The 26,080-nt window shown below is 64.4% G+C and carries 26 protein-coding genes; 15 read left to right on the forward strand and 11 right to left on the reverse strand.

What is annotated here, in order from left to right; all coding sequences use genetic code 11:
- Positions 1-151: 151 nt before the first annotated feature.
- The gene (locus tag EOD29_RS11435) at positions 152-1,363 is read right to left on the reverse strand and encodes an MFS transporter (protein WP_095824540.1); all 1,212 of its coding nucleotides are present in this window, start codon (positions 1,361-1,363) and stop codon (positions 152-154) included.
- A 435-nt stretch (positions 1,364-1,798) separates the two neighbouring features.
- On the opposite strand from EOD29_RS11435, the gene EOD29_RS11440 reads away from it, so the two are divergent.
- Positions 1,799-2,218, forward strand: a complete 420-nt coding sequence (locus tag EOD29_RS11440) for a VOC family protein (protein WP_095801405.1) — start codon at positions 1,799-1,801, stop codon at positions 2,216-2,218.
- Between the two features lie 153 nt (positions 2,219-2,371).
- A complete protein-coding gene (locus EOD29_RS37855; protein WP_259979814.1) occupies positions 2,372-2,497 on the forward strand; it encodes a hypothetical protein in 126 nt (41 codons plus the stop codon).
- 54 nt (positions 2,498-2,551) lie between these two features.
- Here EOD29_RS37855 and EOD29_RS11445 read toward each other — a convergent pair whose 3' ends face one another.
- The 5 genes from EOD29_RS11445 to EOD29_RS11465 all read right to left on the reverse strand — a co-directional run bounded on the left by EOD29_RS11445 (position 2,552) and on the right by EOD29_RS11465 (position 8,002).
- Entirely contained in the window at positions 2,552-3,445 is an 894-nt protein-coding gene (locus EOD29_RS11445; RefSeq protein WP_067001185.1) for a carbohydrate ABC transporter permease, read from the reverse strand.
- A gap of 1 nt (position 3,446) precedes the next feature.
- On the reverse strand, positions 3,447-4,385 hold the full coding sequence (locus EOD29_RS11450) for a sugar ABC transporter permease (protein WP_095801403.1): 939 nt from the start codon (positions 4,383-4,385) through the stop codon (positions 3,447-3,449).
- A 107-nt stretch (positions 4,386-4,492) separates the two neighbouring features.
- Entirely contained in the window at positions 4,493-5,818 is a 1,326-nt protein-coding gene (locus EOD29_RS11455) for an ABC transporter substrate-binding protein (RefSeq protein ID WP_127214326.1), read from the reverse strand.
- Between the two features lie 36 nt (positions 5,819-5,854).
- Complete coding sequence (ugpC, locus tag EOD29_RS11460; RefSeq protein WP_067001190.1) at positions 5,855-6,934, reverse strand: sn-glycerol-3-phosphate ABC transporter ATP-binding protein UgpC; 1,080 nt, start codon at positions 6,932-6,934, stop codon at positions 5,855-5,857.
- Positions 6,935-7,402: 468 nt separating this feature from the next.
- The gene (locus EOD29_RS11465) at positions 7,403-8,002 is read right to left on the reverse strand and encodes a DUF922 domain-containing protein (protein ID WP_127246765.1); all 600 of its coding nucleotides are present in this window, start codon (positions 8,000-8,002) and stop codon (positions 7,403-7,405) included.
- Positions 8,003-8,166: 164 nt separating this feature from the next.
- On the opposite strand from EOD29_RS11465, the gene EOD29_RS11470 reads away from it, so the two are divergent.
- The 5 genes from EOD29_RS11470 to EOD29_RS11490 all read left to right on the forward strand — a co-directional run bounded on the left by EOD29_RS11470 (position 8,167) and on the right by EOD29_RS11490 (position 13,378).
- The gene (locus tag EOD29_RS11470) at positions 8,167-8,400 is read left to right on the forward strand and encodes a hypothetical protein (RefSeq protein WP_067001193.1); all 234 of its coding nucleotides are present in this window, start codon (positions 8,167-8,169) and stop codon (positions 8,398-8,400) included.
- 284 nt (positions 8,401-8,684) lie between these two features.
- Positions 8,685-9,779 carry an NAD(P)/FAD-dependent oxidoreductase gene (locus EOD29_RS11475; protein ID WP_127246766.1) on the forward strand — a complete coding sequence of 365 codons (1,095 nt, stop codon included), beginning with the start codon at positions 8,685-8,687 and terminating at the stop codon, positions 9,777-9,779.
- A 235-nt stretch (positions 9,780-10,014) separates the two neighbouring features.
- Positions 10,015-10,644: a glutathione S-transferase family protein gene (locus EOD29_RS11480; RefSeq protein ID WP_095824534.1), complete on the forward strand. Its 630-nt coding sequence runs from the start codon at positions 10,015-10,017 to the stop codon at positions 10,642-10,644.
- 143 nt (positions 10,645-10,787) lie between these two features.
- The gene (locus tag EOD29_RS11485; protein ID WP_127246767.1) at positions 10,788-11,831 is read left to right on the forward strand and encodes a hypothetical protein; all 1,044 of its coding nucleotides are present in this window, start codon (positions 10,788-10,790) and stop codon (positions 11,829-11,831) included.
- Complete coding sequence (locus EOD29_RS11490; protein WP_127214338.1) at positions 11,822-13,378, forward strand: phenylacetate--CoA ligase family protein; 1,557 nt, start codon at positions 11,822-11,824, stop codon at positions 13,376-13,378. The genes EOD29_RS11485 and EOD29_RS11490 overlap by 10 nt, the downstream gene beginning before the upstream one ends.
- 131 nt (positions 13,379-13,509) lie before the next feature.
- On the opposite strand, the gene EOD29_RS11495 is transcribed toward EOD29_RS11490, so the two are convergent.
- Positions 13,510-14,466 (reverse strand): arginine deiminase family protein, encoded by a 957-nt coding sequence (locus tag EOD29_RS11495; protein ID WP_127214340.1) that lies wholly within the window; start codon positions 14,464-14,466, stop codon positions 13,510-13,512.
- A gap of 218 nt (positions 14,467-14,684) precedes the next feature.
- Here EOD29_RS11495 and EOD29_RS11500 point away from each other — a divergent pair, with 218 nt between their 5' ends.
- Complete coding sequence (locus EOD29_RS11500) at positions 14,685-14,912, forward strand: hypothetical protein (RefSeq protein WP_067322490.1); 228 nt, start codon at positions 14,685-14,687, stop codon at positions 14,910-14,912.
- A gap of 48 nt (positions 14,913-14,960) precedes the next feature.
- Here the strand turns inward: EOD29_RS11500 and EOD29_RS11505 are convergent, their stop codons facing one another.
- Positions 14,961-15,968 (reverse strand): aldo/keto reductase, encoded by a 1,008-nt coding sequence (locus EOD29_RS11505; protein WP_067322493.1) that lies wholly within the window; start codon positions 15,966-15,968, stop codon positions 14,961-14,963.
- A gap of 71 nt (positions 15,969-16,039) precedes the next feature.
- Complete coding sequence (locus EOD29_RS11510) at positions 16,040-16,537, reverse strand: N-acetyltransferase (RefSeq protein WP_066998508.1); 498 nt, start codon at positions 16,535-16,537, stop codon at positions 16,040-16,042.
- A gap of 325 nt (positions 16,538-16,862) precedes the next feature.
- Between EOD29_RS11510 and EOD29_RS11515 the strand changes: the two genes are divergently transcribed.
- The 7 genes from EOD29_RS11515 to EOD29_RS11550 all read left to right on the forward strand — a co-directional run bounded on the left by EOD29_RS11515 (position 16,863) and on the right by EOD29_RS11550 (position 25,281).
- Positions 16,863-17,087 carry a hypothetical protein gene (locus EOD29_RS11515; RefSeq protein WP_067322499.1) on the forward strand — a complete coding sequence of 75 codons (225 nt, stop codon included), beginning with the start codon at positions 16,863-16,865 and terminating at the stop codon, positions 17,085-17,087.
- Between the two features lie 239 nt (positions 17,088-17,326).
- A complete protein-coding gene (gene ligD / locus EOD29_RS11520) occupies positions 17,327-19,813 on the forward strand; it encodes a DNA ligase D (protein WP_127246768.1) in 2,487 nt (828 codons plus the stop codon).
- Positions 19,814-20,105: 292 nt separating this feature from the next.
- Positions 20,106-21,017: a Ku protein gene (locus EOD29_RS11525; RefSeq protein ID WP_095801394.1), complete on the forward strand. Its 912-nt coding sequence runs from the start codon at positions 20,106-20,108 to the stop codon at positions 21,015-21,017.
- Between the two features lie 11 nt (positions 21,018-21,028).
- Positions 21,029-22,141, forward strand: coding sequence for a tetratricopeptide repeat protein (locus EOD29_RS11530; protein WP_127246769.1), 1,113 nt, complete (start codon positions 21,029-21,031; stop codon positions 22,139-22,141).
- Positions 22,142-22,333: 192 nt separating this feature from the next.
- On the forward strand, positions 22,334-22,984 hold the full coding sequence (locus tag EOD29_RS11540) for an alpha/beta family hydrolase (RefSeq protein ID WP_095801393.1): 651 nt from the start codon (positions 22,334-22,336) through the stop codon (positions 22,982-22,984).
- Between the two features lie 167 nt (positions 22,985-23,151).
- Positions 23,152-23,928: an exodeoxyribonuclease III gene (gene xth, locus EOD29_RS11545; RefSeq protein WP_127214362.1), complete on the forward strand. Its 777-nt coding sequence runs from the start codon at positions 23,152-23,154 to the stop codon at positions 23,926-23,928.
- A gap of 162 nt (positions 23,929-24,090) precedes the next feature.
- On the forward strand, positions 24,091-25,281 hold the full coding sequence (locus EOD29_RS11550) for a hypothetical protein (protein WP_127246770.1): 1,191 nt from the start codon (positions 24,091-24,093) through the stop codon (positions 25,279-25,281).
- A gap of 151 nt (positions 25,282-25,432) precedes the next feature.
- On the opposite strand, the gene EOD29_RS35930 is transcribed toward EOD29_RS11550, so the two are convergent.
- Both EOD29_RS35930 and EOD29_RS11560 read right to left on the reverse strand, forming a co-directional pair.
- Positions 25,433-25,522 (reverse strand): lasso RiPP family leader peptide-containing protein, encoded by a 90-nt coding sequence (locus EOD29_RS35930; RefSeq protein ID WP_164746769.1) that lies wholly within the window; start codon positions 25,520-25,522, stop codon positions 25,433-25,435.
- A 76-nt stretch (positions 25,523-25,598) separates the two neighbouring features.
- Positions 25,599-25,706 carry a hypothetical protein gene (locus EOD29_RS11560; RefSeq protein ID WP_095824524.1) on the reverse strand — a complete coding sequence of 36 codons (108 nt, stop codon included), beginning with the start codon at positions 25,704-25,706 and terminating at the stop codon, positions 25,599-25,601.
- Positions 25,707-26,080: the final 374 nt, after the last annotated feature.

Consider the following 26,080-nt stretch of genomic DNA (forward strand, 5'->3'; position numbering starts at 1 on the left):
GGGCAACTCGAGGGGAGATGCCGGCAGGGCAGTTCCGAGCGTGGATCGCCGGCGCCCCATGCGACGGAGAGGGGCGTCGGCGCTTGACGCGCCGCGACCCCCTCTGTCGCCTTCGGCGACATCTCCCCCTCGAGGAGGGAGATTCATCTCGCTATGCCATCTGCAGCCGCTGCCGGCTCGGCTGCGGCGGGAAGGCGATCGCGATGCCGGCGGCGCCCAGGCCGACCAGCGCCGAGCCGATGAACAGCCAGGAATAGCTGGCATAGGCGTCGTAGATCATGCCGCCGGCGAGCGGGCCGAACGACATGCCGAGGCTGGAGAGCATGGTGGCGGCGCCGAACACCGTGCCGATGATGCGCGGCCCGAAATATTCGCGTGCCAGCACCGCATAGAGCGGCATGACGCCGCCATAGGTGGCGCCGAAGATGACGGCCAGCACGTAGAACTGCTCGAGCCGGCCGACCGCGAGATAGGCGGCGATCACGGCGGCCTGGATGGCAAGGCCGGTGATCAGCACCGGCTTGACCCCCAGCCGGTCGCCGAGCACGCCGTAGAGCAGGCGTCCGCCAAGGCCGGCAAGGCCCTCGACGCTATAGATCGAGACGGCAGCCATCGGCGCAACGCCGCAGGCCATCGCATAGCTGACCATGTGGAAGATCGGCCCCGAATGCGCCGCGCAGCAGGCGAAGAAGGTCATGCCCAGCACCAGGAACTGCGGCGAGCGCAGCGCCTGGCCGACGCTCATGCCGGGGTCGTCGGCGGCACGCGCCGGCATGCCGCCGTCGGCCGCCGCGCCGGCCGCCGGCGGCTGGCGTACCAGGAAGACGGCGGGCAGCAGGAGCACCCAGGCCATGACGCCGATGTCGAACATGGCGGTCCGCCAGTCATAGGCCGAGATCAGCCAGCGGGCGAAGGGCGAGATGGTCATCGGCGCCACTCCCATGCCGGCCGAAACCAGCGACACGGCAAGGCTTCGGTTGGTGTCGAACCAGGCGGTGGTGAGCGCGATCATAGGCGCGAAGAACGCGCTGGCCGCCAGCCCGACGATCACGCCGTAGCTGAGCTGGAAGATCAGCAGCGAGTTGGCGCGGCTCGCCACCACCAGCGCCAGCCCGAGCAGCACCGCGCCGGCAAGCACGACGGGGCGGGCACCGACGCGGTCATAGATCGCGCCCCAGGCGAAGCCGCCGATGCCCATCACCAGAAAATTCAGCGTCATGGCGCTGGAAATGCCGGCGCGCGACCAGCCGGTGTCGATCGACATCGGCTCGAGAAAGATCGCCAGCGAGAACATCGCGCCGAGCGCCACACAGGTCATCAGCGCGCCGGCCGCGACGATGACCCAACGATAGGAAGGATTCATGATTTTCTCCCGTGCCCTACGGCATCCTGTTTGATGCGGCACGGTTTTTCCAGGTCCATCGCGCCGCTTGCGTCCGAAGGACGCCGAGGCGGACACCGATCCTACAATCTGGTTGCATTTTTTATCCGGATTTTTCGGACGCGTTATCGTCGCCAACGTCGGCGCTCCGTCACGCCCCCCTCTGCCCTGCCGGGCATCTCCCCTCAAGAGCGGAGAATCGGCTGTGTCGTGATCCGCGCCTCTCCTTACAACGTCGGTGATTGGCGAAACCCGCGAAGAAACTGATCTCCCCACTTGAGGGGGAGATGTCCGGCAGGACAGAGGGGGGTGCCTCGCGCCGATCTCTCTACCTGTCAGCAGTCTTCCGCACCCACATTGACCGCGCACCAGGCCCTTCTAGATTGAGCCGCTGCAATCGGGAGGAGGCAACACGCCATGCAACTCTATCGCGGCCGGCTCATCGACCACCTTCATCTGGTGGTGCGCGACGTCAAGGCGAGCCGGCGTTTCTACGGCGCGGTGCTCGAAGTGCTGGGCATCCCGATCGGCGGCGAGGCCGAGGATTATTTCTGGGCGGACGAACTGTTCGTTTCCAGCGCCGATAGCCGCGCGGCCCAGGGCGTGCTCACCGGCCGTCACCATCTCGCCTTCCAGGCCAAGGACCGCGCCATGGTCGACGCCTTCTACCAGGCGGGCCTCGCCGCCGGCGGCAAGGACAACGGCGCGCCGGGCGAGCGTCCCTACCACCCCGGCTACTACGCCGCCTTCCTGCTCGACCCCGACGGCAGCAACATCGAGGCGGTGTTTCATGGCGAGGCGAAGCGTAGTGCGCCGGCGGTGGAGATCAGTTTTTAGCGCGGCGGCGGGCGCCGTTATCTCCCCCTAGCGGCCCCTAGCTAGCGGGGGAGAAAGCGCGACGCACCACCCCCTCGGCTACTTGCTCGCCACCCCGTCGGAGCATCGGGGCTGGGCATCGACGGGCATGAGTTCGAAACCGGCGGCGATGAGTTGCAGCTTCGTTTTCTCGAAATGCCGCTTGGCGCCGCTGTCGATCGCGGCCGGTGCTATCCCGTCACCAATCCGGACGCCATCCGCGTCATCCGCGAGGCTGCCATGCTGGTGCCGATCCGCTAAAATCCATCGATCGGCGGGTGCCTCGTGCAATGGCCATGACCGCCAAAGCGGACGCTATTCCTTCACCGCGCCCGTCATCGAGGAGACGTAGTGCTCGACGAAGAACGAATAAAGCACCACCACCGGCAGCGAGCCGATCAGCGCGCCCGCCATCAGCGCTCCCCATTCGTAGACGTCTGAGCGGACGAGCTCGGTGAGCACGCCGACTGGCACCGTCTTCTTCTCCGACGACTGGATGAAGGTCAGCGCGTAGATGAATTCGTTCCAGGACAGCGTGAAGGCGAATATGCCGGCCGAGATCAGGCCCGGCACCGAAAGCGGCAGCACGATCTTGGTCAGGATCTGCCAGCGGGTGGCGCCGTCGATAAGCGCGCATTCCTCCAATTCGAAGGGGATCGAACGGAAGTAGCCCATCAACAGCCAGGTGCAGAACGGGATCAGGAAGGTCGGGTAGGTGAGGATCAGCGCGAAGGGCGTGTCGTAGAGACCGAGGTTGAACACCATCACCGACAGCGGGATGAACAGGATCGAGGGCGGCACCAGATAGGCGAGGAAGACGGCAAGGCCGACTTGGCGGGCGCCGGAGAACCGCAGCCGCTCGATCGCATAGGCGGCGAGCACCGCAGCCGCCAGCGACAGGAAGGTGGCCGCCGTCGATATGATCACCGTGTTGAGCAGCCAGCCGGGATAGGAGGTCTCCAGGAGCAAATAGCGTATGTGCTCCAGCGTCGGATGCACGACCCAGAACGGATTGTAGTTCACATAATCCGTCATCTCGACATTGGGCTTAACCGCCGTGATCGTCATCCAATAGAATGGAAACAGCAGCACGATGAGAAACACCAGCAGCGGCAGATAGACCGTGACCACCCGGCGCGGCAGGCTCTGCAGGTAGCCCATGCCGCCTTCGTCGGTGTCCAGGCGCTCGACTTCTCTGATCGCGGCCATATCAGTCTCCGCCGCCTTGCTGCCACCTGCGCCGTTGCAGGCCGAAATAGCTGAACAGGATCGCCGCCAGCAGGAAGGGGATCATGGCGACCGCGATTGCCGCGCCTTCGCCGAGCTGGCCGCCGGCAATGCCGCGCTGGAAGGACAAGGTCGCCATCAGGTGGGTGGCGTTCACCGGCCCGCCGCGGGTCAGCACATAGATCAGCTGGAAATCGGTGAAGGTGAAGAGCACCGAGAAGGTCATGGTGATGGCGATGATGGGCGTCAAAAGCGGCAGCGTCACATGGCGAAACAACTGCCAGCGGCTGGCGCCGTCCAGCGTGGCGGCTTCATAGAGCGACTGCGGGATGGTCTGCAGGCCGGCAAGCAGCGTGATGGCGACGAACGGGATGCCGCGCCAGACATTGGCCGCGATGACGGAAGCGCGCGCGTTGGTCGGATCGCCAAGGAAGTTGATGCGGTGGTCGATCAGCCCCATCTGCTGCAGCGCCCAGGACAGGATCGAGAACTGCGAATCGTAGATCCACCAGAAGGCGATGGCCGACAGCACCGTAGGCACCACCCAGGGCAGCAGCACCACCGCGCGGAAGAACGACTTGAAGGGCAGCTTCTCGTTGAGGATGAGAGCCAGCCAGAGGCCGAGCACGAATTTCAGGATCGAAGCGCTGACCGTGTAGAGCACGGTGTTGAAGACCGACAGCCAGAACACGCTGTCGCTCCAGAGATATTCATAGTTCTCGACACCGATATAGATGCCGGGCCGGCCGATGCGTGTGTCGGTGAAGCCAAGCCAGACCCCGAGTCCCAGCGGATAGGTGAGAAAGACCAGGAGCAGCGCCGCCGCCGGCAGCATGAAGCCGAGACCAAGAGTGTTCCGGCTCTCGGCAAGTCGCGAAAGCATCGACGGACGCCGCTGAACGGCAACGGATGACACGGCCATGGGCGCGGATTCCTCGCAACATGCGGTGGAGTGGTGGTGGCCGCGTGGTCCTTCCGTGCCCCGGAAGATCCCGACGCGGCCACCCTTGCTTCAGGTGCCCGGCAGGATCAGACGCGATAATAGCGGTTGGCGCGCTTTTCGGCCTCTTCCATCGCCTCTTGCGGCGTCGCCTGTCCCGTCACCGCCTTGGCGAACATGTCGACCAGCACATAATCGGCCATGGTCGCGGCCGAGGCATAGCCGAGCGGCCCGGCATAGCCGTTGGGTCGCAGCGTCGCCGAAGCTTTCGCGTAAGCGGCATTGTTCGGGTCGGCCTTCCACACCGGATTGTTGTCGAAAGCCTTCAGCGTCTGGCAGCAATAGCCGGCCGACGACGTGATCCAGTCCGACATCTGCGGGTCCTCGAACATGAACTGCAGATAGGCTTTGGCCGCATTGGGGTAGGGCGTGTAGTTGAAGATGACGGCCGTGGTCACCTGGAACAGCTCGACCGATTTCCCGACCGGACCGATCGGCAGATTGGTGGTGCGGATGTCCTTGGCTATCTCGGCCAGCTTCGGGTCGTTGTCCTTGTTGACCTTGGCGGTGTTGTAGGCCGAGATGCCGTTGGCGATCACGCTTATTTCGCCGGCCAGGAAGGCGCGGTTGTTGTTGACGTCGAGCCAGCTTTCCGTGCCGGGGATGAAGGTCTTGTAGAGCTCCTGCGCATACTGGATCGCCTTCAGCGTCTCGGGGCTGTTGATCGTCACCTTGCCGGCTTCGTCGACCATCTGGCCGCCATGGCTCCATAGCAGCCAATGCGCATAGTTGTTGCCGTCGCCGACGCCGTGGCCATGGGTGAACCCGGCGGGATGGCCCTTTGCCTTCAGCGCCTTGCACAGGTCGAGGAAACCCGCCGTGTCCTTCGGGAATTCCGAGAAGCCGGCCTCCTTCACCCAGCTTTCGCGATAGACGATGGCGTTGCCGATGGTGGCGAGCGGCAGGCCGAGGAACTTGCCCTCGCGCGTCGCATACTGCTTCGGGCCGTCGTGCCAGCCGCCATACTTCTTGCCGAGATGGTCGCCGAGTTCGGTCACGTCGAGCAGCTTGTCGGGATATTGGTGTGGGTCATCGAACCAGACGAACATCAGGTCGGGACCGGAGCCGACATTGGCGGCGACGGCCGCCTTGGGCCGGATGTCTTCCCAGCTCTCCTTGTCGACGCGCACCTCCACGCCGGTCGCCTCGGTGAACCGCTTCGTATTCTTCAGCCATTGGTCCTCGTCGCCCTGCACGAAAGGCGACCAGCGCAGCAGCCGGAGCTTGGCGCCTTCCTCCGGCTTGTAGGTGAGGCCCTCCTGGGCGAAGGCGCTCGAGCCGACGAAGCGGCTGCCCAAGGCCCCGGCGGCCGCGCCGGCGGTCGTGCGGATCACGTCGCGTCTGGTGAACTTCATGCTCGTCTCCTCCTGTGGGTTTCCTCGTTGCGTGGTCTATGGCGCCGCTTCGATCCGCTGGCCCGTTTCGCCGTGAAACAGATGAATGGGGCCGGGTTCCACCGACAGCCGGATGGTTTCTCCCGGCGCGAAGGAATGGCGTTCGCGGAAATTGGCGACGATATCCTCTCCGCCGGCCGTCCGGCCGATGATCTGCACTTCCGAGCCGGTCGGCTCGATCACCACCACGGTGACCGGAATGCCGTCCTCGGCCAGCCGCAGATGCTCAGGCCGAACGCCGAGCACGACGGCTTCGCCGTTGCCGATCGCGGGTGGTTTCGACAGAGGCACGGAGACGCCACCCGCGCCCCGGAACGACGACGGCGCGCCGTCATTGGCGAATGTGCCCTTGAGCAGGTTCATGGCCGGCGAGCCGATGAAGCTCGCGACGAAGAGGTTGTTCGGCCGGTCGTAGAGCTCGAGCGGCGGCCCGATTTGCTCGACGAGGCCGTCATGCATAACGACGATCTTGTCGGCCATGGTCATGGCCTCGATCTGATCGTGCGTGACATAGATCGTCGTCGTCTTCAGCCGCTGGTGCAGTTCCTTGATCTCGGCGCGCATCTGGACCCTCAGCTTGGCGTCAAGATTGCTGAGCGGCTCGTCGAACAAAAACACCTGCGGATTGCGCACGATCGCCCGGCCCATGGCGACGCGCTGCCGCTGGCCGCCCGAAAGCTGGCGTGGATAACGCGACAGAAGCGGCACCAGCCCGAGGATCTCGGCCGCCCGCTTCACCCCGGCATCGCTCTCCGCCTTGGCCACTCCCTTCAGCATGAGCGAGAACGCCATGTTCTCGGCAACGGTCATGTGCGGATAGAGCGCGTAGTTCTGGAAGACCATGGCCACGTCGCGCTCCTTCGGCGCAACATCGTTGACGACACGGCTGCCGATCGAAATATGGCCGCGGGAGATTTTTTCCAGCCCGGCAATCATCCGCAGAAGCGTCGATTTTCCGCATCCCGACGGCCCGACCAGCGTGACGAACTCGCCGTCCTCTATGTCGACGCTGACGCCGTGCAGGATCTGGGTGGCTCCGAACGACTTGTAGACATCGCCAATCGCGACAGACGCCATCGAACTCCTCCCGATGGTCCCTGCGGGTTTCGCGGGGAGCCGTTTCCAATCAAGGTGTGGCTGAAACGGATGCCGGCAAGCATCCACCACTGGCGTCGGCGACGTTTGCCCCAGCTCCCCCCGGGTCACGCGACTGTGAAACGGTAGCGCTACCAAACCCGCCTGTAAAGCTGCGGCGCATGCCCTTAGACTTTCGTCTCAAAGGACAAATGAGCCAGCCTGCCGTGAGCTAAGTCAATCCAGGGCCGTGCCGCGTGGCCGCCGATCAGTCGGTGAAGAGCGCTGAATGCGCATTAGCAAGTACTAAGGTGTAGATTTCAACCTAGCCGAGAAAGAGCCGACAGTGCCCGTTTCCGCGCAGACGGGATTGGCAGCTGTCCCATTCGAGATGCGGTAATGCTGATAGCGGTGCTTCCGGTGTGGCCCTGCTGCCACCGCGGGAAGGGCGCGGCCGCTCCTTGGCCGTGTTCACCCGCCGATCAGAAACGCCGCAATCAGCTTCTGCAAGTTCCCGCCCGGACCGAACTCGACCTTGTCGAAGTCGCGGCTGGCCCGGCGCTGCGCCTTGGAAAGCTGGTCGAGATAATTCGTCAGCTCCGCCCTGATCTTGGTGCAGCCGGGGTCGTCGGCAACGGTGAGGCCGGTGCTGAAGGCGACGATCTTGTCCACCATGTCGACGATGCCGGCGCCGTGGACCTTCTCGTGTGCGGCGAGGCCGTCGGCAAACGCGTCCCACCGCGCCTGCACGGCGGGGGCAAGTTTTGCGGCGGGCTTCGGCAACGTGTAGGTGATGATCAGCTTCGGGCGAGCGGTCTTCAGCACGCAGGCGTCGCCTTCAGTCTGATAATCGCGCTGCCAGGTCAGCTTGAAGTTGGTCTGCGCGATTGCCCGCCGCCCGTTACCGGCCGAGTCCCTGCCGATCACAGGGCCTTTCTCGCCGATCGAGACATAGAGCGCCTCCACGCTTTGTCCTGAGATCGCATAGGTCTCGACCTCCTCGCTCGGCTTCCATTGGGCGAGGGCGGGTGAGGAGAGGAGCAGGGCGGAAAGCAGCAAGACGGATTTCATGAGGACTCGGCAGAATTCCGGGACGAGCCTCCGTGCATAGCGGTTGTCGGGGTAAGAGCAAAGACCGCGCGGCGCTTTCTCCCACAAGGCGGAGACAACGCCGTCGGAACCCGCTCCACCCGTCCGCCGTTTCCTTGTCATCGTTCCGCCCCAGGGAGACAAGGATGACCCGCAACGAGATCATTTCCGTTCTTGGCCCTGTCGACGAGGCCGTCATCGCCGACGTCGCGCTCACCGGCGCCAGCCTCGAGGAATTGCGCGAGGCCTTCGCCTGGATCGGCGCCGACGAGGCGCTGATGAACGAGGGTCGCGCGATGCCGGGCGCCAGGGTAGCGCGGCTGATCGAGATTCTCGAACCGCCCGAGGACGAGGCCGAAGCGCCGAGCGGGACGGAGTAGAGCGCGAATCCTGATCTCCCCCCTTGAGGCCTGAGGGGTCGTCTCACGCAGATCGCCGACGTTGTATTCCTCCGCGCAACGCGCCGGCACTTCACGCGCAGCGATCGCTCCATCGCCGTCGGCGACATTTCCCGATAAGGAGCGAGATAAGACTCCGGCGCCTCGCTCGGCCATTCATCCGATTTCGCTCGGTGCACCCTGTCCCGCAAGTCTAGGTGATTCCCCTACTTGCTCCTCCGACACCTCGGGCATAGCTTCTTCCTGCCTTGGGGGAGGAGGCTGCCTTGGATACCAGTGTCGTCATTGTCGGCGCGGGACCGGCGGGGCTGGCTGTCGGGGCCTGCCTGAAGCGGGCCGGAGTCGATTTCATCATCCTCGAAAGGGCGAGCGAGCTGGCGCCGGCCTGGCGGCGGCATTACCGGCGGCTGCACCTGCACACGGTGAAGTCCTTCTCGTCACTCCCTTTCGTGCCGTTCCCGAAAAACCACCCACGCTACGTGCCGCGTGAAAAAGTGGTCGCCTATCTCGATGCCTATGCCGCGCGTTTCAGCCTGGAGCCGCGCTTCGGCGTCACGGTGAAATCGATCCGCCGGGCGGGCGAAAAAATCGCGGTCGAGACCGATGCCGGGCCTTTCAACGCCCGCAAGATCGTCATCGCCACCGGCAACAACGCAGAGCCGATAACGCCGGCCTTTGCCGGCATCGAAACCTTCAAGGGAGAGGTGCTGCACAGCGCCGCCTACACCGAGGCCACGCCCTATACGGCCAAGAACGTGCTGGTCGTCGGCATGGGCAACACCGGCGCCGAGATCGCGCTCGATCTTGCCGAGAGCGGCGCGCATCCGACGATCTCGGTGCGCAAGGGCGTCCACATCGTGCCGCGCCAGCTCTTCGGCGTGCCGATCCAGATGGTTGGCATCGCCAGCCGGCCGATGCCGCGGGCGCTGAACGACTGGATGTTCCCGAAAATCCTCGACCTGGCGCTGGGCAGGCTGGAGCGATACGGCATCGTCAGGCCGAAGGAAGGCATCCTCAAGCAGATCGACGCCGGCCGCATTCCGGTCATCGATGTCGGAACTGTAGCAGCGATCAAGGCGGGCAGGATCGGCATTCTCCCCGATATCGTCAGCTTCACCGAGGACGGCGCAACATTCGCCGGCGGGCAGGAACAAAACTTCGACGCCGTAATCTTCGCCACGGGCTACCGTCCTGGCTATGACGGCATCCTGCCGGCGGAGCTGCGGCCGGGGAAGAGTGGAGTGAATCCACTCGCGACGGCGCTGGGTGTCTACCTCGTCGGCTTCTACAATCCGGTCACCGGCCTGCTGCGCGAGATCGGCATCGAGGCGCAGGCGGTGGCGAGGGATATCGCGGGGTGAGGCGTGGCGGAACTGCCGATCTCCCCCCTTGAGGGGCAGATGGTCGGAAGACCAGAGGGGGTCGCAGCGCCTTACGCGGTCCGCCACGAACACGACGCTGACGATTTACGGGAGACGACCCCCTCTGTCGCCTTCGGCGACATCTCCCCCTCAAGGGAGGAAATCAAGGCGCATAAACGGGTGGCGCCCGCGCACGCCCCATGCGAAGCCAGCCTGGCCAAGGAGGGACGCACCCATGCTCACGCTCTACGATTATCTGCCCTCGCAAAATGCCTGGAAGGTTCGTGTCCTGCTTGGCCTGCTCGGCATCGCTTATGAAACCCGCATTGTCTCGATCTTCGAGGGCGAGAGCCGTACGGAGGCCTTCCTGAAGCTCAATCCGGCCGGCGCCGTTCCCGTGCTCGCCGTGGAGAATGGGGCGGCGATCGCCGAATCCAACGCCATCCTCGCTTGCGTCGCGGAGGGGACGCCCTACCTGCCGGCGGACCGGCTCGCGCGCGCCAAGGCCATGCAGTGGCTGTTCTTCGAGCAGTACTATGTCGAGCCGGTCATCGGCTCGCTGCGCTTCTGGTCTCTGACCGGGCGGCTGGAGCGCAATCAGGCGATGGTGGCCGGCAAGCGTGAGGCGGGCGCCCGCGCGCTTGGCGCTCTCGAGCGCAGCCTGCAGGACACCCCGTTCCTTGTCGGCGGCTCGCTCACCATCGCCGACATCGCCGTCTATGCCTACGGCCATCGCGCCGAGGATTGCGGCTTTTCGCTTGCCGACTATCCGGCGGTCAGCGCCTGGATCGATCGGGTGAGCGGGACGATCGGCTCAGGCTATCCCGTGCATCCCTACAGCATCGACCCGCATTCGGGCGGTTGATGGGCACGAAACGGGGTGCCGCTTGTCAGGCGCTGCCCCGGAATGATGTAGGGTGTTTCAAAAGTATTCATTAGCCATTTGAACTTACCGTCTCGTATTGTTTGTTTGCTATTGCCTGGTCGAAATTGGCGGGGCGCAATAGCGTGCAGGAAGACGACGCGAAGTCATCGGAACAATGGCGGAAGATTGCCCGCTATGCGGTGAGCTGCCCCAGCCCGCACAACACGCAGCCTTTCCGGCTCCGTATCCTAAGCGATCGCGAGGCGGAGATCGTGTTCCTGCCGCGGCGTGGACTTTATGTGGCCGACCCGGAGGGCCGCTTCACTTGGCTCACCGCTGGCATCTTTGCCGAGATATGTTCAATCGCAGCGCATGGCCTGGGCTTCGAGCTCGACTGCGCAACCGACTTCTCTCCGATGTACAAGGGTGGCGACACCCAGACGCCCCAGGTCATATCGAGGCTGACGCTGCGCCCGGCGATCGCGCCGATTGCGGATTTCGATCCCCGGCTGATCCTCGACCGCCACACCTCCCGGCTTCCCTATGACGGTCGCGCGATCCCGCAGACGCTGCTTGGCGAGATGCAGGCCGAAGCCCTTCGAACCGGCCATCGCTTCGAGGCGCGCAACGACGCCGAGGCGATCGACTGGGTGATCGAGCTCAATCGCCAGGCGCTTTTCCACGACATGGAGAACGTGCCCATCCGCAAGGAGCTGGTGCGGTGGCTGCGTTTCGGCACGCGCGAGGAAGACATCACCGGCGACGGCCTTTCGGCGCGCTGCCTCGGCTTCTCGGCGTTTCTGCTCAAAAGCTTCTTCACCAGGCCTGGCTTCTGGACCCTGCCCGGCATCAAGAGCCTCGTGGGCCTCATCTACGGCCGCAGCATGAAGGGCGTCGGCACCATCGGTTGGCTGCGCGGTCCTTACGTCACCATGGAGGACTGGTTTCGTGCCGGCACGACCATGTTCCGGCTGTGGCTCATCGTTACTCGCCATGGCTATTACTGGCAGCCTTATGGCTCGGTCATCACCTCAGACGAGGCGCGCACCAACATGATCGGCTATTTCAGGATGCCGGACGAAAAAGGAGGCGCCGACATGGTCTGGCTGCTGCTCCGGCTGGGCAAGAGCCAGCCGCCGCCGCTGAGCTACCGGCTCCCCTACGAGGACATCATCCTATGCGGCTGATCAAGCGGGCGGTACGGCCCTTCTTCCTTGCGCTTGTCGCGCTGGTCAACGTCGTCGAGTGGGCATTCGCGTCTTCGCGGCATGCTTACAAGATATTGCTCATTCCCGGCTTCGAGCGGCTGCGCTGGGGCATCGGCGCGTGGCGCGCCTGGGCGAATTTCTATCATGCCTACAGGCGGGTTCCGGCCTATCGAGACTATATCGACCGGCTCGGCGGCAAGCCCGAGATCATGCTCGATCATGTGACGAAGCCCGACCTCAGTTCGATTCCGGAGATGGACAAGGAATCCTACGTCAAGAAATATCCGCAGGAGGAACGTCTGCTGGATGGCAAGCTGCCGTCGATGGGCGTGATGGTCGACGAGTCCTCCGGCAGCAGTGGCATGCCGACCAGCTGGGTGCGCGGCAAGACCGAGCGGATGATCACCAAGCAGATGATGCAGATGACGTTCCTGCGCATCACCGGCGAGGACGAGACCCTGTTCATCCTCAATGCGTTCGCGCTCGGCGCGTGGGCGACAGGCATGAATGTGGCGATCTCGCTGACCGACACGACAATCCTGAAATCGACGGGGCCGAACCTCGATAAGATCGTCAACACCATAAACGAGTTCGGGCCGCGCTTCCGCTATGTTGTGATGGGCTATCCGCCGTTCCTGAAGACGCTGGTGGACGACCCGCGTTTGGACTGGTCGAAATATACCATCGATGCGGCCTTCGGCGGCGAAGGCGTCTCGGAGAGCCTCCGTGGCTATCTCTTGAAGAAATTCCGGCGTGTGATCGGCAGCTACGGCGCCTCCGATCTTGAGGTCAACCTGGCGCTCGAAAGCGAACTCACCATCAACCTGCGCCGCGCGCTGCTCGGCGACGAGCGGCTGCGCAAGGCCATCGTGCGGACGGAATACGGCGTCACGCCGATGATCTTCCAGTACAATCCGCTGGCCTACTACCTGGAGGAGAACGCCAGGGGCGAATTGGTGGCAACCATTTCTCGGCCTTACAACATCTCGCCCAAGATCCGCTATAACATCCACGATCGCGGCCACGTGCTGCGCTTCAGCGAGTTGAAGCGCATCCTGCGCGAAGCCGGGCATAGCAACATTTTGAAGAACAGCGGCCGTATCCTCGACCTGCCGCTTTTGTTCATCTACGGCCGCTCCGATATGTCGATCGAGTATTACGGAGCCAAGGTCACGCCGGACAGCCTGCGAGAGATCCTGTTCGGCCTCGACGTGCTGGCGCCGATACTGTCGACCTTTCGCCTCATTTCCTACGAAGACGCCGCGCACAACAAGCGCATGGAGGTGGCGGTCGAACTGGTGGAGGGCGCGACGCTGCCGTTTCCCGCCGAGATGTTGCAGGAGACGGTGTTCGAGAAGCTGGCCGCCATGAACGGCGATTTTCTCAACGCCTGGAAGCGGACGGCCACTGCCGACAACATGCCCGAGCTCAGGGTGTTCGCCTTCAACACCGGACCGTTCGAAGGCGGCCAACGCCGACTCAAGAACGAGTACGTCGCCTCGAACATCAAATACGACAAGCTTTGAGAGCCTGGCAGTCGTCGCCGGGCAGCTGTCTCGGCTGCCGGGTTCGTCGAAGCCGCACAGCGGTTTCATCGGCAAAGGACAAAACGACGTTGCGAGCCGCGCGATGATTCAAGGTCCGAGCCGCACCGGCGTCAGCAGTAAAGCGGCCTCGTCAGGCAGTGCACACCGCCGGTGGCCTTGGCGATCTCGGTCCCCTTGACTCGCTCGATGGTCACGCCTGCCGCCTGCTCCAGCGTTGCCTTGAGTTCTGCCGGCATGTCGAACGCGAGGTAGCGGCGGTTGCCCAGCGGCAGGAGGTTGCAGCGTTCATGGGCGATGGCGACGGCCTTGTCGCAGCGCACGATTGAGCAACCGAGCGCTTCGGCATAGGCGAGCGGATTGACGGGGTTGAGCCGCCGATTCTCATCGATCAGGAAGCCGGCGCCGAACATGCCCGCGGCGGCCAGGATCACCTTGTTGGGCAGCACGGTGAAGCCGGTGTCGAGATGCAGCAACGCCGGATCGTGCGAGAGGCCGATGATGTAGTCGACATGGTCGGGGATGAGATCGAGCGCAAGTTTGATAGCTGCCGCCTTGGTCGTCCTGACGCCGAAGCCGACGAGCAGCACGCGGCGCCCGTCGAAGGTCACCGGAAGGACGTCGCCGCCTTCAAGATATTCGTCGTTCTCCAGATGCGTGAGCGGGGCCATGCCGAGCCGCTTCAGCGCATGGCTGACGATCCCGGCCTCGGCAGCCCGGCTGGGCAGAGCAGGGCGTGTGGGTATGAATTTCGTCGGCGCCCAAGGCAGGGTCACTGAACTGTCGCGCATGAAGATCAGATTGGGGTTGACGGATGACTCGGATCGGTACGGCACGTGATCGCCGAGCACGTCCTCGAGGTAGAGCGTCTCGACATGGTTTGCGACCAACGCGGCGAAGGCATCGTACTCGGCATAGAATTCCTCGACATGCGGCAGGTCGAGGAAGTTCAATTCGACCAGCCGCTCCTGCGATAGTGCCCTCAGCGATGAGCCATGCCGCGGATGGTGCATCAGGATGCGTCGCGGCGGGACATGGTACTCGGAAAAATCGTCGACGAGGGCGTGCACGTGAAACCTCTGGTTGCCTCGCGCGGAGGTTAGGGCCGATATCCTCACAAAAAGTTAGATTGGACGCCAGCATGCGGGCGTGTGACTCCCGAGATCACGGCTGAGCCGGAACAGAAGGCCCGGGGAGGGCGTTTGCCCAAGGCAGTGTGCTGGCTTCGTCGACGAACGGCGCCGGCAACTCCGGCCTGCTTTCCAGCAACCGACAATGGAGGCCAGGAATGGTTCGCACCGTCGCTATCGCAATCCTCGCTACCGGCATTGCCAGCCTGCCTGCTGTCGCGGCCGAGGAATGGTGGGTCGCCAGGGACGCCGTTTCGAAACAATGCGAGATCGTGCCGAAGAAGCCCGACGGAACGCTTGTCGTCGATCTGGGCAAGAAGAGATACGCCAGCGAGGCCGAGGCCAAGAAGGCGATGGCGGCGCTGGCGGATTGCAATAAGCAGTAGGATCGACCGAGTTGATCTCCCCCTCGAGGAGGGAGATTAGCTGAATGCCTACCGATCCACCATCGACATCGTCCGCTCGTTATAGCGCGGCCCCGATACCTTCTCAGGCGTCAGCGCCATGTCGAGCCCCAGCAACTCGGTGGCGTCGAGCTTGATGTCGGCGGCGGCGACATTCTCCTCCAGATAGGTCCGTCGCTTGGTGCCGGGGATCGGCACGATGTCGATGCCGAATTCCGGCCCCTTGGCCAGCAGCCAGGCGAGCGCCACCTGGCCGGGCTTGACCCCCTTGGCGACCGCAATCTCGCGGACCGTAGCGGCCGCGGCGACATTGGCGTCGAAATTTTCGCCCTGATAGCGCGGGTCGCCGCGCCGGAAATCGCCTTCGGGATAGTCTTCCGCCCGCTTCACGTCGCCGGCGAGAAAACCGCGGCCGAGCGGCGCGAACGGCACCAGGCCGATGCCCAGTTCCGCAAGCGCCGGGATGATGTCGGGCTCGAGATTGCGCTCCCACAGCGAATATTCGCTTTGCAGCGCCGAGACCGGGTGCACGGCATGGGCGCGGCGGATGTTGGAAACCCCCGCCTCCGACAGGCCGAAGAAGCGCACCTTGCCCTCCGCCACCAGCTCGCCGACCGCGCCCGCGACATCCTCCATCGGCACATCAGGGTCGACGCGGTGCTGGTAGAGCAGGTCGATGCGGTCGGTCGCGAGCCGCGTGAGCGAAGCCTCGACCACCTCGCGGATATGCTCCGGCCGGCTGTCGCGCCCGGTGCCATCCTGCTTGCCGTCGACGATGCGGAAGCCGAATTTTGTCGCGATCGTCACCTCGTCGCGCCGGCCCTTCAGCGCGCGTCCAAGCAGCTCCTCGTTGATGAAAGGCCCGTAGACCTCGGCCGTGTCGAGGAAGGTGCAGCCAAGCTCGATCGCCCGGTGGATCGTCGCGATCGACTCCGCTTCGTCGGCCGGGCCGTAGGATTGGCTCATGCCCATGCAGCCGAGGCCGATGGCCGACACGACGAGCCCCTGGCTGCCGAGTTTCTGCTTGCCGAGGCTCATTCATCTGTCTCCGGTAAGAAATTAGCGCCCGCGAAATTATAATGCCGGGACGCGATGCGTCCAGCGCGGCCTCAAGCCATCGGCAGCATTCGGCGCATGATCAGCGAGGCATGGCCGCCGACGCCATGTGCGGCCGGCCGGCGCTCGACCACCTCGAAGCCGTGCTTGCGGTAGAAGGCGATCGCCCGCTCATTGCCCTCGATCACCTCCAGGGCGATGCTTGGAATGCCGGCATGGGCCGCAAGCACCGCGTGCAAGAGGTCGACGGCGAGGCCGCTGCCGAACTCTTCCGGCTCGATATGCAGCCGGTCGAGCATGACATCGCCCCTCTCGTCCATCGCTGCCATCGCATAGCCGGCGATCGATCCGTCGGTCCGCTCGGCCACGAACGACATCTTGTTGTCGTCGGCGAGCTCTTCGGCGAGCTTGTCGGGCGCATGTTTTTCGTCGGAGAGCCGGGCCACGGTTTCCTCACCCATGATCGGCGAATAGGTCCGCCGCCAGGATCCTCCCAGCAGCCGCGAGACGGCTGGCAGATCGTTCTTCGTCATCGCCCGGATGTGAGACATGTGCTTCCCTCGTTGCACTCCAAGATAGGGCGCGGCGCTGGCGACAGCCAATCTTCCCCTTGTTGTGGCGGAGATGCCGGCAGAGCAGAGGGGGCGCTGTCCCGCCGACGCATCGTAGTTTCTTGTTGGGAGATCGATAGCAACAAAGCGGCGGCCCTTATTGGCTCAAACGCCTCGGTCCTTCCGGTGCCTCTCTGGTCTGGCCTGCCGGCCGTCTCGCCCGCTTGACGGGAGCTTGGCGCTCCGTCGCCCCGCCAAATTGACTCGCCCCCCGCTCTCATTCATCCTTAGAGACTGTTCAGCGCCAGCGTCTACAGAGTGAGCCATGGCCAGTCCCGTCGCCAGAGAAAAGTCCCGCCGCGCCGCGGTGAAGAAGGCGCTCGACCGCCACAAGGTCTACGTCACCGCGCAGAGCTTTTCCGGCGGCACCTACAGCGCCCGCGTGCTGGTCGACGGCGAGGCCTATTGGGTCGACGAATTCCGGCTGAGCCAGCTGCGGCAGGGTCTGACGCCGGCCGAGCTGGAATTGACGCCGGCGACCGACGATTGAGTGGAGTGCCTTCGTCATCCCAGGGCGGAGCAGGAGCGAAGCGACGTCGCGGAGACCCTGGGATCCATGCCGTGACCTGGACGCGTCACGACGGTCCAAGTTCTGCTCGGCTGCACTCGGCGGTAAAGGTCACGGCATGGATCCTCGGGTCAAGCGCGAGGATGACGACCGCGCGGGCTCGGGGGCGCGAAGGATCGCGGCCCTTGCCACTGTCGGCTACGCGCTTCGGCACTTAACCCATGCCAGCTCCCCAACTCAAAACCTACCGCGCTAAGCGCGAATTCTCCCGCACCCCAGAACCGGCGGGCGGCACGGCAGGCGAAAGCGGCAATCGCTTCGTCATCCACAAGCACCACGCCACCGCCGATCACTACGATCTGCGCCTCGAAGTCGGCGGCGTGCTGAAGAGCTGGGCGGTGCCGCGCGGGCCTTCGCTCAATCCGGCCGACAAGCGCCTCGCGGTCGAGACCGAGGATCATCCGATCGAATATATCGACTTCGAGGGCGTCATCCCCGAGGGCGAGTATGGCGGCGGGCCGATGATCGTCTGGGACACCGGCACCTGGGCGCCGATGGAGGATGTCGAAAAGAGCCTGCGCACCGGCGCCTTCAAGTTCCGCCTCGCCGGCCAGAAGCTCAATGGCGGCTGGATGCTGACCCGGCTGAAGCCCAAGCCCGGCGAGGACGAGAACAAGAAGAACTGGCTGCTTTTCAAGGAGCGCGATCTCGCCTCCGACTCCGAGCTCGACATTCTCGAAGCGCGGCCGGAAAGCGTAAAGTCGGGCCGGCGCATCGAGGAACTGGCGGCGCCGCCGAAGAAGCCGCAGCGCCTGCCGCCGAAACCTGGCTCGCTGAAACCCGGCGCGCTGCCCGGCGCGGTCAAGGCAGACCCGCCAAGCCGCATCGAGCCGCAGCTCGCCGCGCAGGTAAGCGAGCCGCCCGGTGGCGAGGACACCGGCACGCTCTGGCTGCACGAGATCAAGTTCGACGGCTACCGCACCATGGCGCATGTCGTGGACGGGAATGTGCGGCTGATCACCCGCGGCGGCCTCGACTGGACCAAGCGCTACGGCGACCTGCCGCAGGCTTTTTCGCGGCTGCCGGCCAGCCGGGCGATCATCGACGGCGAGATCATGGTGCTGGACGACAAGGGCATCTCGCGCTTCGCGCTGCTGCAGGACGCGCTGGCCCAGGGCGCCGGCTCGAAGCTGCATTTCTACGCCTTCGATCTCCTGCATCTCGATGGCTGGGACCTGCGCAGGGCGCCGCTGCAGAAGCGTAAGGCGCTGCTTGCCGAACTGCTCGCCGGCCAGGCGGCAAACTCCGCCATCCAGTACAGCGACCACGTCGAGGGCGATGGCCGCGGGCTTTACGACCAGGCCTCGGACCTTGGGCTGGAAGGCGTCGTCTCCAAGCGCGCCGATGCCATCTACATGAGCGGCCGAACCAAGAGCTGGACCAAGGTCAAGGCGCAAAAGACGGATGATTTCGTCATCGCCGGCTACACCGTTTCCGACCGGGCGGAAGGGCTTGCGGCGCTGGGCATGGCCGAGTTCGTCGACGGCGAATTGCACTATCGCGGCAAGGTCGGCACCGGCTTCGACCGCGGCATGGCGACCGACCTGCTGACCCGGCTGGAGCGGCTGACCGCCGGCGCCACGCCGCCCGAAGGGGTGCCGCGCGAGATCATGCGCGAGATGCATTGGGTGAAACCGCTGCTGTCGGCACGCGTGCGTTATTCGAACCGTACCGCCGACAATGCGATCCGCCACGGCGTCTTCCGCGGCCTGCGCGATGTCGGCGGCCTGACCACGCCGGTTGCGGTCAAGCGCAAGCGGCTGATCGCCGAGTCCGACCTCGCCACCATCTGGGTCACCAATCCGGAGCGGCGGTTGTTCGGCAAGACCGGGCCGACCAAGCTCGACATTGCCGTCTATTACGCGCTGGTCGGCGATTTCATGCTGCCGCACATCATCGGCCGCCCGGTGTCGCTGGTGCGCTGCCCGACGGGGCGGCCGCAGGACTGCTTCTTCCAGCGCCACGCCTTCACCGGCATGCCGCCCTCGGTGGCGGTGTTCGAGAGCGTCAGTTCGGAAGGCGAGACCAAGACCTACCTCTCGGTCGAGGACGCCAAGGGCTATCTGGCACTGGCGCAGTTCGGCGTCGTCGAGTTCCACACCTGGGGCACGCACCGCACCAAGCTCGACAGGCCCGACCAGATCGTCTTCGACCTCGACCCGGGCGAGGGGATTTCCTGGCGCGAGGTGGTCGAGGCGGCCGTCCACATCAAGGGCGGGCTGGAGAGCCTCGGCCTGGTGCCGTTTGCAAAGACGTCCGGCGGCAAGGGCATCCACATCACCGTGCCGGTGACACGCAAGCAGAACTGGAAGAAGCTGCACCAGGCCTCGAGCACCATTTCCACTTTGCTCGCGGCAAGCGCGCCCGACACCTTCGTCACCGTCATGGGCAGGGAAAACCGCAAGAAGCGCATTTTCATCGACTTCCACCGCAACGCCCGCGGCCACACCTCCGCCGCTCCCTATTCGCTGCGCGCCCGCACCAACCTGCCGGCATCGACCCCGATGAGTTGGACCGATCTGGAGGCTATCGACGCGCCCGAGGATCTGAACTACGCCTCGCTGCCGGGACTGTTGGAGACCTCGGGCGATCCCTGGGCGGAGATCGACGAGGCCGCCAGGGATTTGCCGGTGGTTGAGGGAAAGTAAACCGCAGGCGTTGGCGATCCGTCACACCCCCCTCTGTCCTGCCAGCGTTCGGTTTCCATCTCCATCGACGCTTCCTACAATTTGAATTATCCTCCGCGCCAACCGGCCCAAGAACACTTCGTCAGCAATTTGCATGTACCATCAAGGGTCGGTGTAGCATTTCCGGAGCGCCAACCGTCCTTCGGACGAAGCGCCGGAGCATGATCCCGAAAAGTGGGAAACCGGTTTTCGGCAAAGATCAGGCTTCCAAAAAAAGTAAAACTGTCAGTGCATGGCCGCGTAGGAGTTCATCATGGCGCCCAGGGCAAGTTGGAAAGGTTACCTCAAGCTCAGCCTCGTCAGCTGTCCGGTCCGGCTTTATCCGGCCACCAGCGCGAGCGAGCGCATCTCGTTCAACCAGCTGCACAAGAAGACCCACAACCGCATCAACATGAAGCCGGTCGACCCCGAACTCGGCCTGGTCGAACGCTCGGACCTGGTCCGGGGCTACGAGTATGAGGACAAGCAGTACATCATCATCGATGATGCCGATCTCGACGCGGTCCGGATCGAATCCAACCACACGATGAACATCGAGGCCTTCGTCGACGAGAATGAGGTCGACGTCATCTATCAGGACTCGCCCTATTACCTTGCCCCGGACGGCGCCATGGCCGAGGAGACCTTCGCGGTGCTGCGCGAAGCGATGCGCAGATCCGGCAAGCTGGCGATCGCCCGCCTGGTCCTTTCCAGCCGCGAGCGCGTGGTGACGATCGGCCCGCGCGAGAACGGCATGTTCGTCTGCACCTTGAGGAACCCCAACGAAGTGCGCGGCACGGCTGAATATTTCGGCAACATCCCGGCCGGCACGCCGGATCCGGAAATGCTCGATCTCGCCCAGGCGCTGATCAAGCAGAAGGAAACTCATTTCGATCCGAAGAATTACGAGGATCGCTACGAAGTGGCGCTGATGGGGATGATCCGCGAGAAGCTCAAAGGCCACAAGCCGATCATCGCGGCGGCGCCCGAACGCGGCAATGTCATCAACCTTATGGATGCGCTGAAAGCGAGCCTGTCGCAGTCGGCCAAGCCGCCGGCCAAGTCGAAGAGCAAGGCCGAGGAGGCGCCGGCCAAGCCCGCCAAGAAGGCGGCCGCCGCCGGCGGCGCGCCTGAGAACCCGCTGAAAGCGAACCTGTTGAAAGCCGCCGGCAAGAGCAAGAAGTGACGGGAGGGCCGGTGATCCTCCCCGGCGCCGTGTTCGGCGCCGTCGGCCCGCTGGCCGCGTTTCCGCTCAGGCTCGCCGCGCGCGAGGTCGAGCGCCGCCATGCCGAGTTGAGGCGCGGCGTCACCCGTCGCACCACCCACGTCGTGTTCGGCCGCACGCTGCTGGCCAAGGCGGCCACGGCAAGAACGGGCGATGGCGACATCGAGCGCCGCGTGCAGGCCGAGCGCGAAGCCGGGCGCGAATTGGTCAGCGAAAACGGCTTCCTGCGCTTGCTCGGCTTGTTGAAGGCGCCTCAGGCGTCGTCGCTGTCCCGGCGGTCGCTGATCGACCAGTCGCGGCTTGCCGCCAGCGATCTCGACATGCTGTCGCTGTTCGACGCCTTCGAACATGACGGCGAACCCTATTCCTTCCGCGACCTGATCCTGGCCAGAAAATATGCCGGGTTGATCGCCAGCGGCGCGACATGGGGCGCGATCGCGCGCTCGGTGCATCGCTCCGGCCCGGTCGCCTCGCTCACCGCCAAGTCGCTCAATCTCGGTTCGCAGCATGGCCGGCCGGACGCGATCTATCTCGACGAGGGCCGCAGCGAGCTCGACGGCCAGCTTCTCTTCGACCTCGGCTCACCGGAAGACGACACGCTGGAGGAGCTGTTCGCCGAGGCGGAAGCCGCGGAAGAGGAGGGGCGGCACGACGAGGCCGCAGCGCTCTACCAGCGCTGCATGGCGATCGATCCAAAAGATGCCATCGCCGCCTTCAACCGCGCCAACTGCCTGCGCGGCGCCGGCCGCGCAGCGGAAGCCGCGCATGATTATGCCCGCGCGATAAAGCTCGATCCCGGCTTCGTCGAAGCCTGGTTCAACCTCGCCGGCTTGGTGGGCGACGAAGGCAAGGTCGCGTCGGCGCGGCGGCACCTGCAGAAGGCGATGGCGCTCGACAAGGCCTATGCCGACCCGGTGTTTAACCTGGCCCGGCTTGAGTTCGACGCCGGCAATCTGGCCGAAGCCCGCCGGCTGTGGGCGCGCTATCTGGAGCTCGACGCGGAGTCCGAATGGGCAAGACTGGCGCAGAAGGGGATCCAGTTCGTGGATTTGCACATGGCCGGTGAGCGAGATGTTCGCGCCTGAGCACCCCCCTCTGGCCTGCCGGCCATCTCCCCCGCAAGGGGGGAGATCAGCCGTCGCGTCCGCTTTCGCCAATCACCAGCGTAAGAGGTCAGGCGCGGCGCCAAAGCTGCCAATCTCCCCCCTTGCGGGGGAGATGCGCGGCAGCGCAGAGGGGGGTGGGACGGAGTGCGGCCTCGCCAGGAAGCCCGCCCGATGACCTACTTCCTCTTCGACGGCCCCGACTCCGCCCCCGTCACCATTCTGCTCGCGCACGGCGCGGGTGCGGCGATGGACTCTCCCTCGATGACCGCCACCGCCAAGGCTCTCGCCACCGCCGGCTTCCGCGTCGCGCGCTTCGAGTTCCACTACATGGCTGCGCGCCGTTTTGGCCATCGCAAGCCGCCGCCGCGCGCCGAGACCGTGAACCCGGAATATGTCAAGGCGATCGCCGATCTGCGCGCCAAAGACGTGACCGGCAAGCTCATCATCGGCGGCAAGTCGATGGGCGGGCGCGTCGCCTCGATGGTCGCCGACGAGATGTTTGCTAGGGGCGAGATCGCCGGGCTGGTTTGTCTGGGCTACCCCTTCCATCCGCCCGGAAAGCCGGAGCAACTGCGGACAAAACATCTCGCCGACCTGAAGACGCCGACGCTGATCTTCCAGGGCACCCGCGACGACTTCGGCACCAAGCATGAGGTCGCGACCTACGGCCTTTCCGCGGCAATAGAGATGATCTGGCTGGAGGACGGCGACCACGATCTCAAGCCCCGCAAGGCGGTGTCGGGTTTTTCGGTGGCGGATCACCTGAAGACGGTGGCGGAGACGATAAAAGCTCGGATGGCGCCTCTCGCTTCGTCATCCTAGGGCGAAGCAAGGAGCGAAGCGACGCGGCGCAGACCCTAGGATCCATGCCGTGACGCTAAGGCATTGCAACGGCTCAGAATTTTGCCCCCGCAGAGTTCCACGGCGATGGTCACGGTGGATCCTCGGGTCAAGCCCGAGGATGACGAATGAAGAGGCGTCTTCGGCAAATGAAACTCGCCACCTTCAACATCAACAACATCAACAGCCGGCTGGAAAACCTCTTGGCTTGGCTCGTCAAAGCCAAGCCCGACGTCGTCTGCCTGCAGGAACTGAAATCCCGCGACACGCAGTTTCCGCTGACCCGGCTGGCGAAGGCCGGTTATGGCGCGGTGTGGAAGGGGGAGCCGACCTGGAACGGCGTCGCCATCCTGGCTCGCGGCGCCGAGCCGGTGCTGACACGCGACGCGCTGCCCGGCGACGATGCCGACCGCCAGGCGCGCTACATCGAGGCGGCGGTCAACGGCATCGTGATTGCCTGCCTCTACGCGCCGAACGGCAATCCGCAGCCCGGGCCGAAATTCACCTACAAGCTCGCCTGGCACCAGCGCTTCGCGGCGCATGCGAGCGAATTGTTCGACACCGGCCTGCCGGTGGTGCTTGCCGGCGACTTCAACATTGTGCCCGAGCCGCGCGACATCTACGCCACCCGCTCCTATGACGACAACGCGCTGGTGCAGCCTGAAAGCCGCGCCGCCTTTGCGGCGCTGATCGATCAGGGCTGGACGGATGCGCTGCGCAAGGTCTTTCCGAAGGAGGAGAAGCTCTACACGTTCTGGGACTACCGCCGGAACCGCTGGCCGCGCGACGCCGGCTTACGGCTCGACCACATTCTGTTGTCGAAGAAGCTGGTGCGGAAGTTGAAAGGAGCGGGCATCGATCGGGAGGTGCGTGCCGAGGAAAATGCCAGCGACCATGCGCCGGTGTGGGTGGAGTTGGCGACCTGACCTTCTTCCACAACAAAGGGAGAAGATTACGTCAGCGCTGCCCCTCGCAAATAATGGCTGTGCAGCAACGACGGCTCGCGTTAGCTTTCGCAGGACTACGAGGGGACGCGGACCTTATGCTTTTCAGCTTGAGTATTTTTCTCCAGCCAACGCTCTCCCGCCGTGGCTGACAACGCCCTCGTTCTCTTCATCTCCGTCCTTGTCATCGCCGGCGCCATTGCCCTCATCGCGCTCGCTTTGCGCCGGCGGCGCAAGCGCCGCAGGGCGCGCGGCAGTGCCAATCCGGCCGGCGACTATGCACCCCGCACCGCCTGGGGTCCGACATCCGGCAAGCTGAACTTCTCATCCTTCGTCTTCATGGATGTCGACGGCGATGGAACCTATGGTCAGGCCGACCGCCCGATTGCCGGCATCGTGGTGCGGCTGTTCGACGAGTCCGGCCGCTTCATCGTCGCGGCGCAAAGCAACGCTGCCGGTTTTGCCAACTTCCCGATGTCGTCGAAGCGGCGCAGCGCCGTGATCCGCTCGCCTGGAACCTTTCGCTTTTCAGTCTCCGTGCCGCCCGGCTGGCGCGCCAGCGGCGCCAACGAGAACCAGTCTGTGCGCGTGACGGATGCGCCCGGCTCGCTTGTCGGTTTGGCCGGAGAGGGCCTGCCAAGGCCCGTCGGCCTTACCCCTGCGCGCATGGTGAGCGGCAGGACGCCGGCCGCGGCCACCGCAACCCTATCCGTGATGGGCAAGGGCCAGCTGCTCGAAAGCCACCCGCTCGGCGCGGCCACCACCTTCGGCTTCCCGCTCGCCGCCGAGGCCGATCAGGTCGCGATCGCCGGCGGCGGGTTCGACCGGCGCCTCGCGCTGTCGGCCTATCCGGCCGACCTCGGCTTACTTGCGTCCGGGGCGCTTCAGCCCGATGCGGCGCTCAGCACCATCGGCTTCGACGACATCACCACGCGCGGCCTGAGCAAGATTCCTTCCGGGTACGCCGGACTCGACTGGTACAATCTCAACGCCATGTCGCGTGACCACACCAGGAACAGCGAAGGCTACGTCAACGGCAACGTCTCGGGCGCCTATATCGCCTATACCAGCAGCGGCCATCCGGCAGAGTTCGGCCGTGCGGCGCCTTTCGGCTTCCATTCGGTGATGCTGAGCGCCGCATGGCTGCGCTCGGAAGGGGAGAGCGCGCTGGTCGAAAGCTGGCTGGGGGACGAGTTGATCGCGCGCGACGAGGTCACGCTGTCGGCGCTGGCGCCGGTTCAATACGCGCCGATGCTGAAGGCGGTGACGCGCGTGCGTCTGTCGACCAAACATCACTGGCAGATGGTGTTGGATGATCTCGTGCTGGCGCTCTGATGCATGTCGCCGAAGCGCGGCGGCTTACGAATGGGATATGTCAAAGACGAACTATGTCGCCCAGAGGATGCCGCAGCTTCGGGAGAAGAAGTGCATTAAAACAAGGAATTGCAGCGCGTTGCCTGAATTTCGGTGCAACGCGCTGTAATGGTCAGAAGGTGAGCGAAGTGGCGCCGTTGGCGGTGACTGCCGAAAGCCTGCCCTTCTTGACCAGCCTTGGTTTCTCATAGGTTTTCTTCATGGCCGGTTCCGCGAATTTCCTGGATCGCAAGAAGGAGCCAGGGTCGGCAGGCATCAACAGCAGATTGTCCGGCAGATCAGCTCGCCGGGCCGCCGCCATTGATAACAGTAGAAGGACCGCCGGCGACAATTGTCGAAAGCTTGCCTTTGCGGACCAACACAGGCTTCTCGTAAATCTTCTTCATGCTGTGGCTCTCCTGAAAATCCCGGGCGGATAATGTCATAAGAGCGTTTGCTGTCAACCAGCGCGGGTAGTCGAGCTTGTTATTCTTGGGGAGTGTGGCTTTCTGCTCACGGGCCGCTTGTTTATGGAGCGAAAGACATCACGCTTCGGTTCTGAGCATCGGGATATTGGCCGGCCGGCTGAGTAAAGCCGAAATTCGGCCGGCGGCGGGATTGAAGAAGTCACGCCGCGCCAGAGCACGTTTACCTTTCTTCGTGTGATCTCTTGCACTTAGCCCCGGCGAAAAGCTCGGCTAGAATGGCCGATGCGCCTTCCGCCAGTTGGAGTGGAGGCGCCTGGGGGATGCCGATGAAAAGATCGACCGACAGGCTGTTG

The sequence above is a fragment of the Mesorhizobium sp. M1A.T.Ca.IN.004.03.1.1 genome, from assembly GCF_003997555.1.
In the GTDB taxonomy this organism is placed as follows: Bacteria; Pseudomonadota; Alphaproteobacteria; order Rhizobiales; family Rhizobiaceae; genus Mesorhizobium.

What these genes read in the sequence shown, in the direction of transcription:
- EOD29_RS11435 (WP_095824540.1), bottom strand. Translation starts at nt 1,363, where the DNA reads ATGAATCCTTCCTATCGTTGGGTCATCGTCGCGGCCGGCGCGCTGATG.
- EOD29_RS11440 (WP_095801405.1), top strand. Translation starts at nt 1,799, where the DNA reads ATGCAACTCTATCGCGGCCGGCTCATCGACCACCTTCATCTGGTGGTG.
- EOD29_RS11445 (WP_067001185.1), bottom strand. Translation starts at nt 3,445, where the DNA reads ATGGCCGCGATCAGAGAAGTCGAGCGCCTGGACACCGACGAAGGCGGC.
- EOD29_RS11450 (WP_095801403.1), bottom strand. Translation starts at nt 4,385, where the DNA reads ATGGCCGTGTCATCCGTTGCCGTTCAGCGGCGTCCGTCGATGCTTTCG.
- EOD29_RS11455 (WP_127214326.1), bottom strand. Translation starts at nt 5,818, where the DNA reads ATGAAGTTCACCAGACGCGACGTGATCCGCACGACCGCCGGCGCGGCC.
- ugpC (WP_067001190.1), bottom strand. Translation starts at nt 6,934, where the DNA reads ATGGCGTCTGTCGCGATTGGCGATGTCTACAAGTCGTTCGGAGCCACC.
- EOD29_RS11465 (WP_127246765.1), bottom strand. Translation starts at nt 8,002, where the DNA reads ATGAAATCCGTCTTGCTGCTTTCCGCCCTGCTCCTCTCCTCACCCGCC.
- EOD29_RS11470 (WP_067001193.1), top strand. Translation starts at nt 8,167, where the DNA reads ATGACCCGCAACGAGATCATTTCCGTTCTTGGCCCTGTCGACGAGGCC.
- EOD29_RS11480 (WP_095824534.1), top strand. Translation starts at nt 10,015, where the DNA reads ATGCTCACGCTCTACGATTATCTGCCCTCGCAAAATGCCTGGAAGGTT.
- EOD29_RS11490 (WP_127214338.1), top strand. Translation starts at nt 11,822, where the DNA reads ATGCGGCTGATCAAGCGGGCGGTACGGCCCTTCTTCCTTGCGCTTGTC.
- EOD29_RS11500 (WP_067322490.1), top strand. Translation starts at nt 14,685, where the DNA reads ATGGTTCGCACCGTCGCTATCGCAATCCTCGCTACCGGCATTGCCAGC.
- EOD29_RS11505 (WP_067322493.1), bottom strand. Translation starts at nt 15,968, where the DNA reads ATGAGCCTCGGCAAGCAGAAACTCGGCAGCCAGGGGCTCGTCGTGTCG.
- EOD29_RS11510 (WP_066998508.1), bottom strand. Translation starts at nt 16,537, where the DNA reads ATGTCTCACATCCGGGCGATGACGAAGAACGATCTGCCAGCCGTCTCG.
- EOD29_RS11515 (WP_067322499.1), top strand. Translation starts at nt 16,863, where the DNA reads ATGGCCAGTCCCGTCGCCAGAGAAAAGTCCCGCCGCGCCGCGGTGAAG.
- ligD (WP_127246768.1), top strand. Translation starts at nt 17,327, where the DNA reads ATGCCAGCTCCCCAACTCAAAACCTACCGCGCTAAGCGCGAATTCTCC.
- EOD29_RS11525 (WP_095801394.1), top strand. Translation starts at nt 20,106, where the DNA reads ATGGCGCCCAGGGCAAGTTGGAAAGGTTACCTCAAGCTCAGCCTCGTC.
- EOD29_RS11540 (WP_095801393.1), top strand. Translation starts at nt 22,334, where the DNA reads ATGACCTACTTCCTCTTCGACGGCCCCGACTCCGCCCCCGTCACCATT.
- xth (WP_127214362.1), top strand. Translation starts at nt 23,152, where the DNA reads ATGAAACTCGCCACCTTCAACATCAACAACATCAACAGCCGGCTGGAA.
- EOD29_RS35930 (WP_164746769.1), bottom strand. Translation starts at nt 25,522, where the DNA reads ATGAAGAAAACCTATGAGAAACCAAGGCTGGTCAAGAAGGGCAGGCTT.
- EOD29_RS11560 (WP_095824524.1), bottom strand. Translation starts at nt 25,706, where the DNA reads ATGAAGAAGATTTACGAGAAGCCTGTGTTGGTCCGCAAAGGCAAGCTT.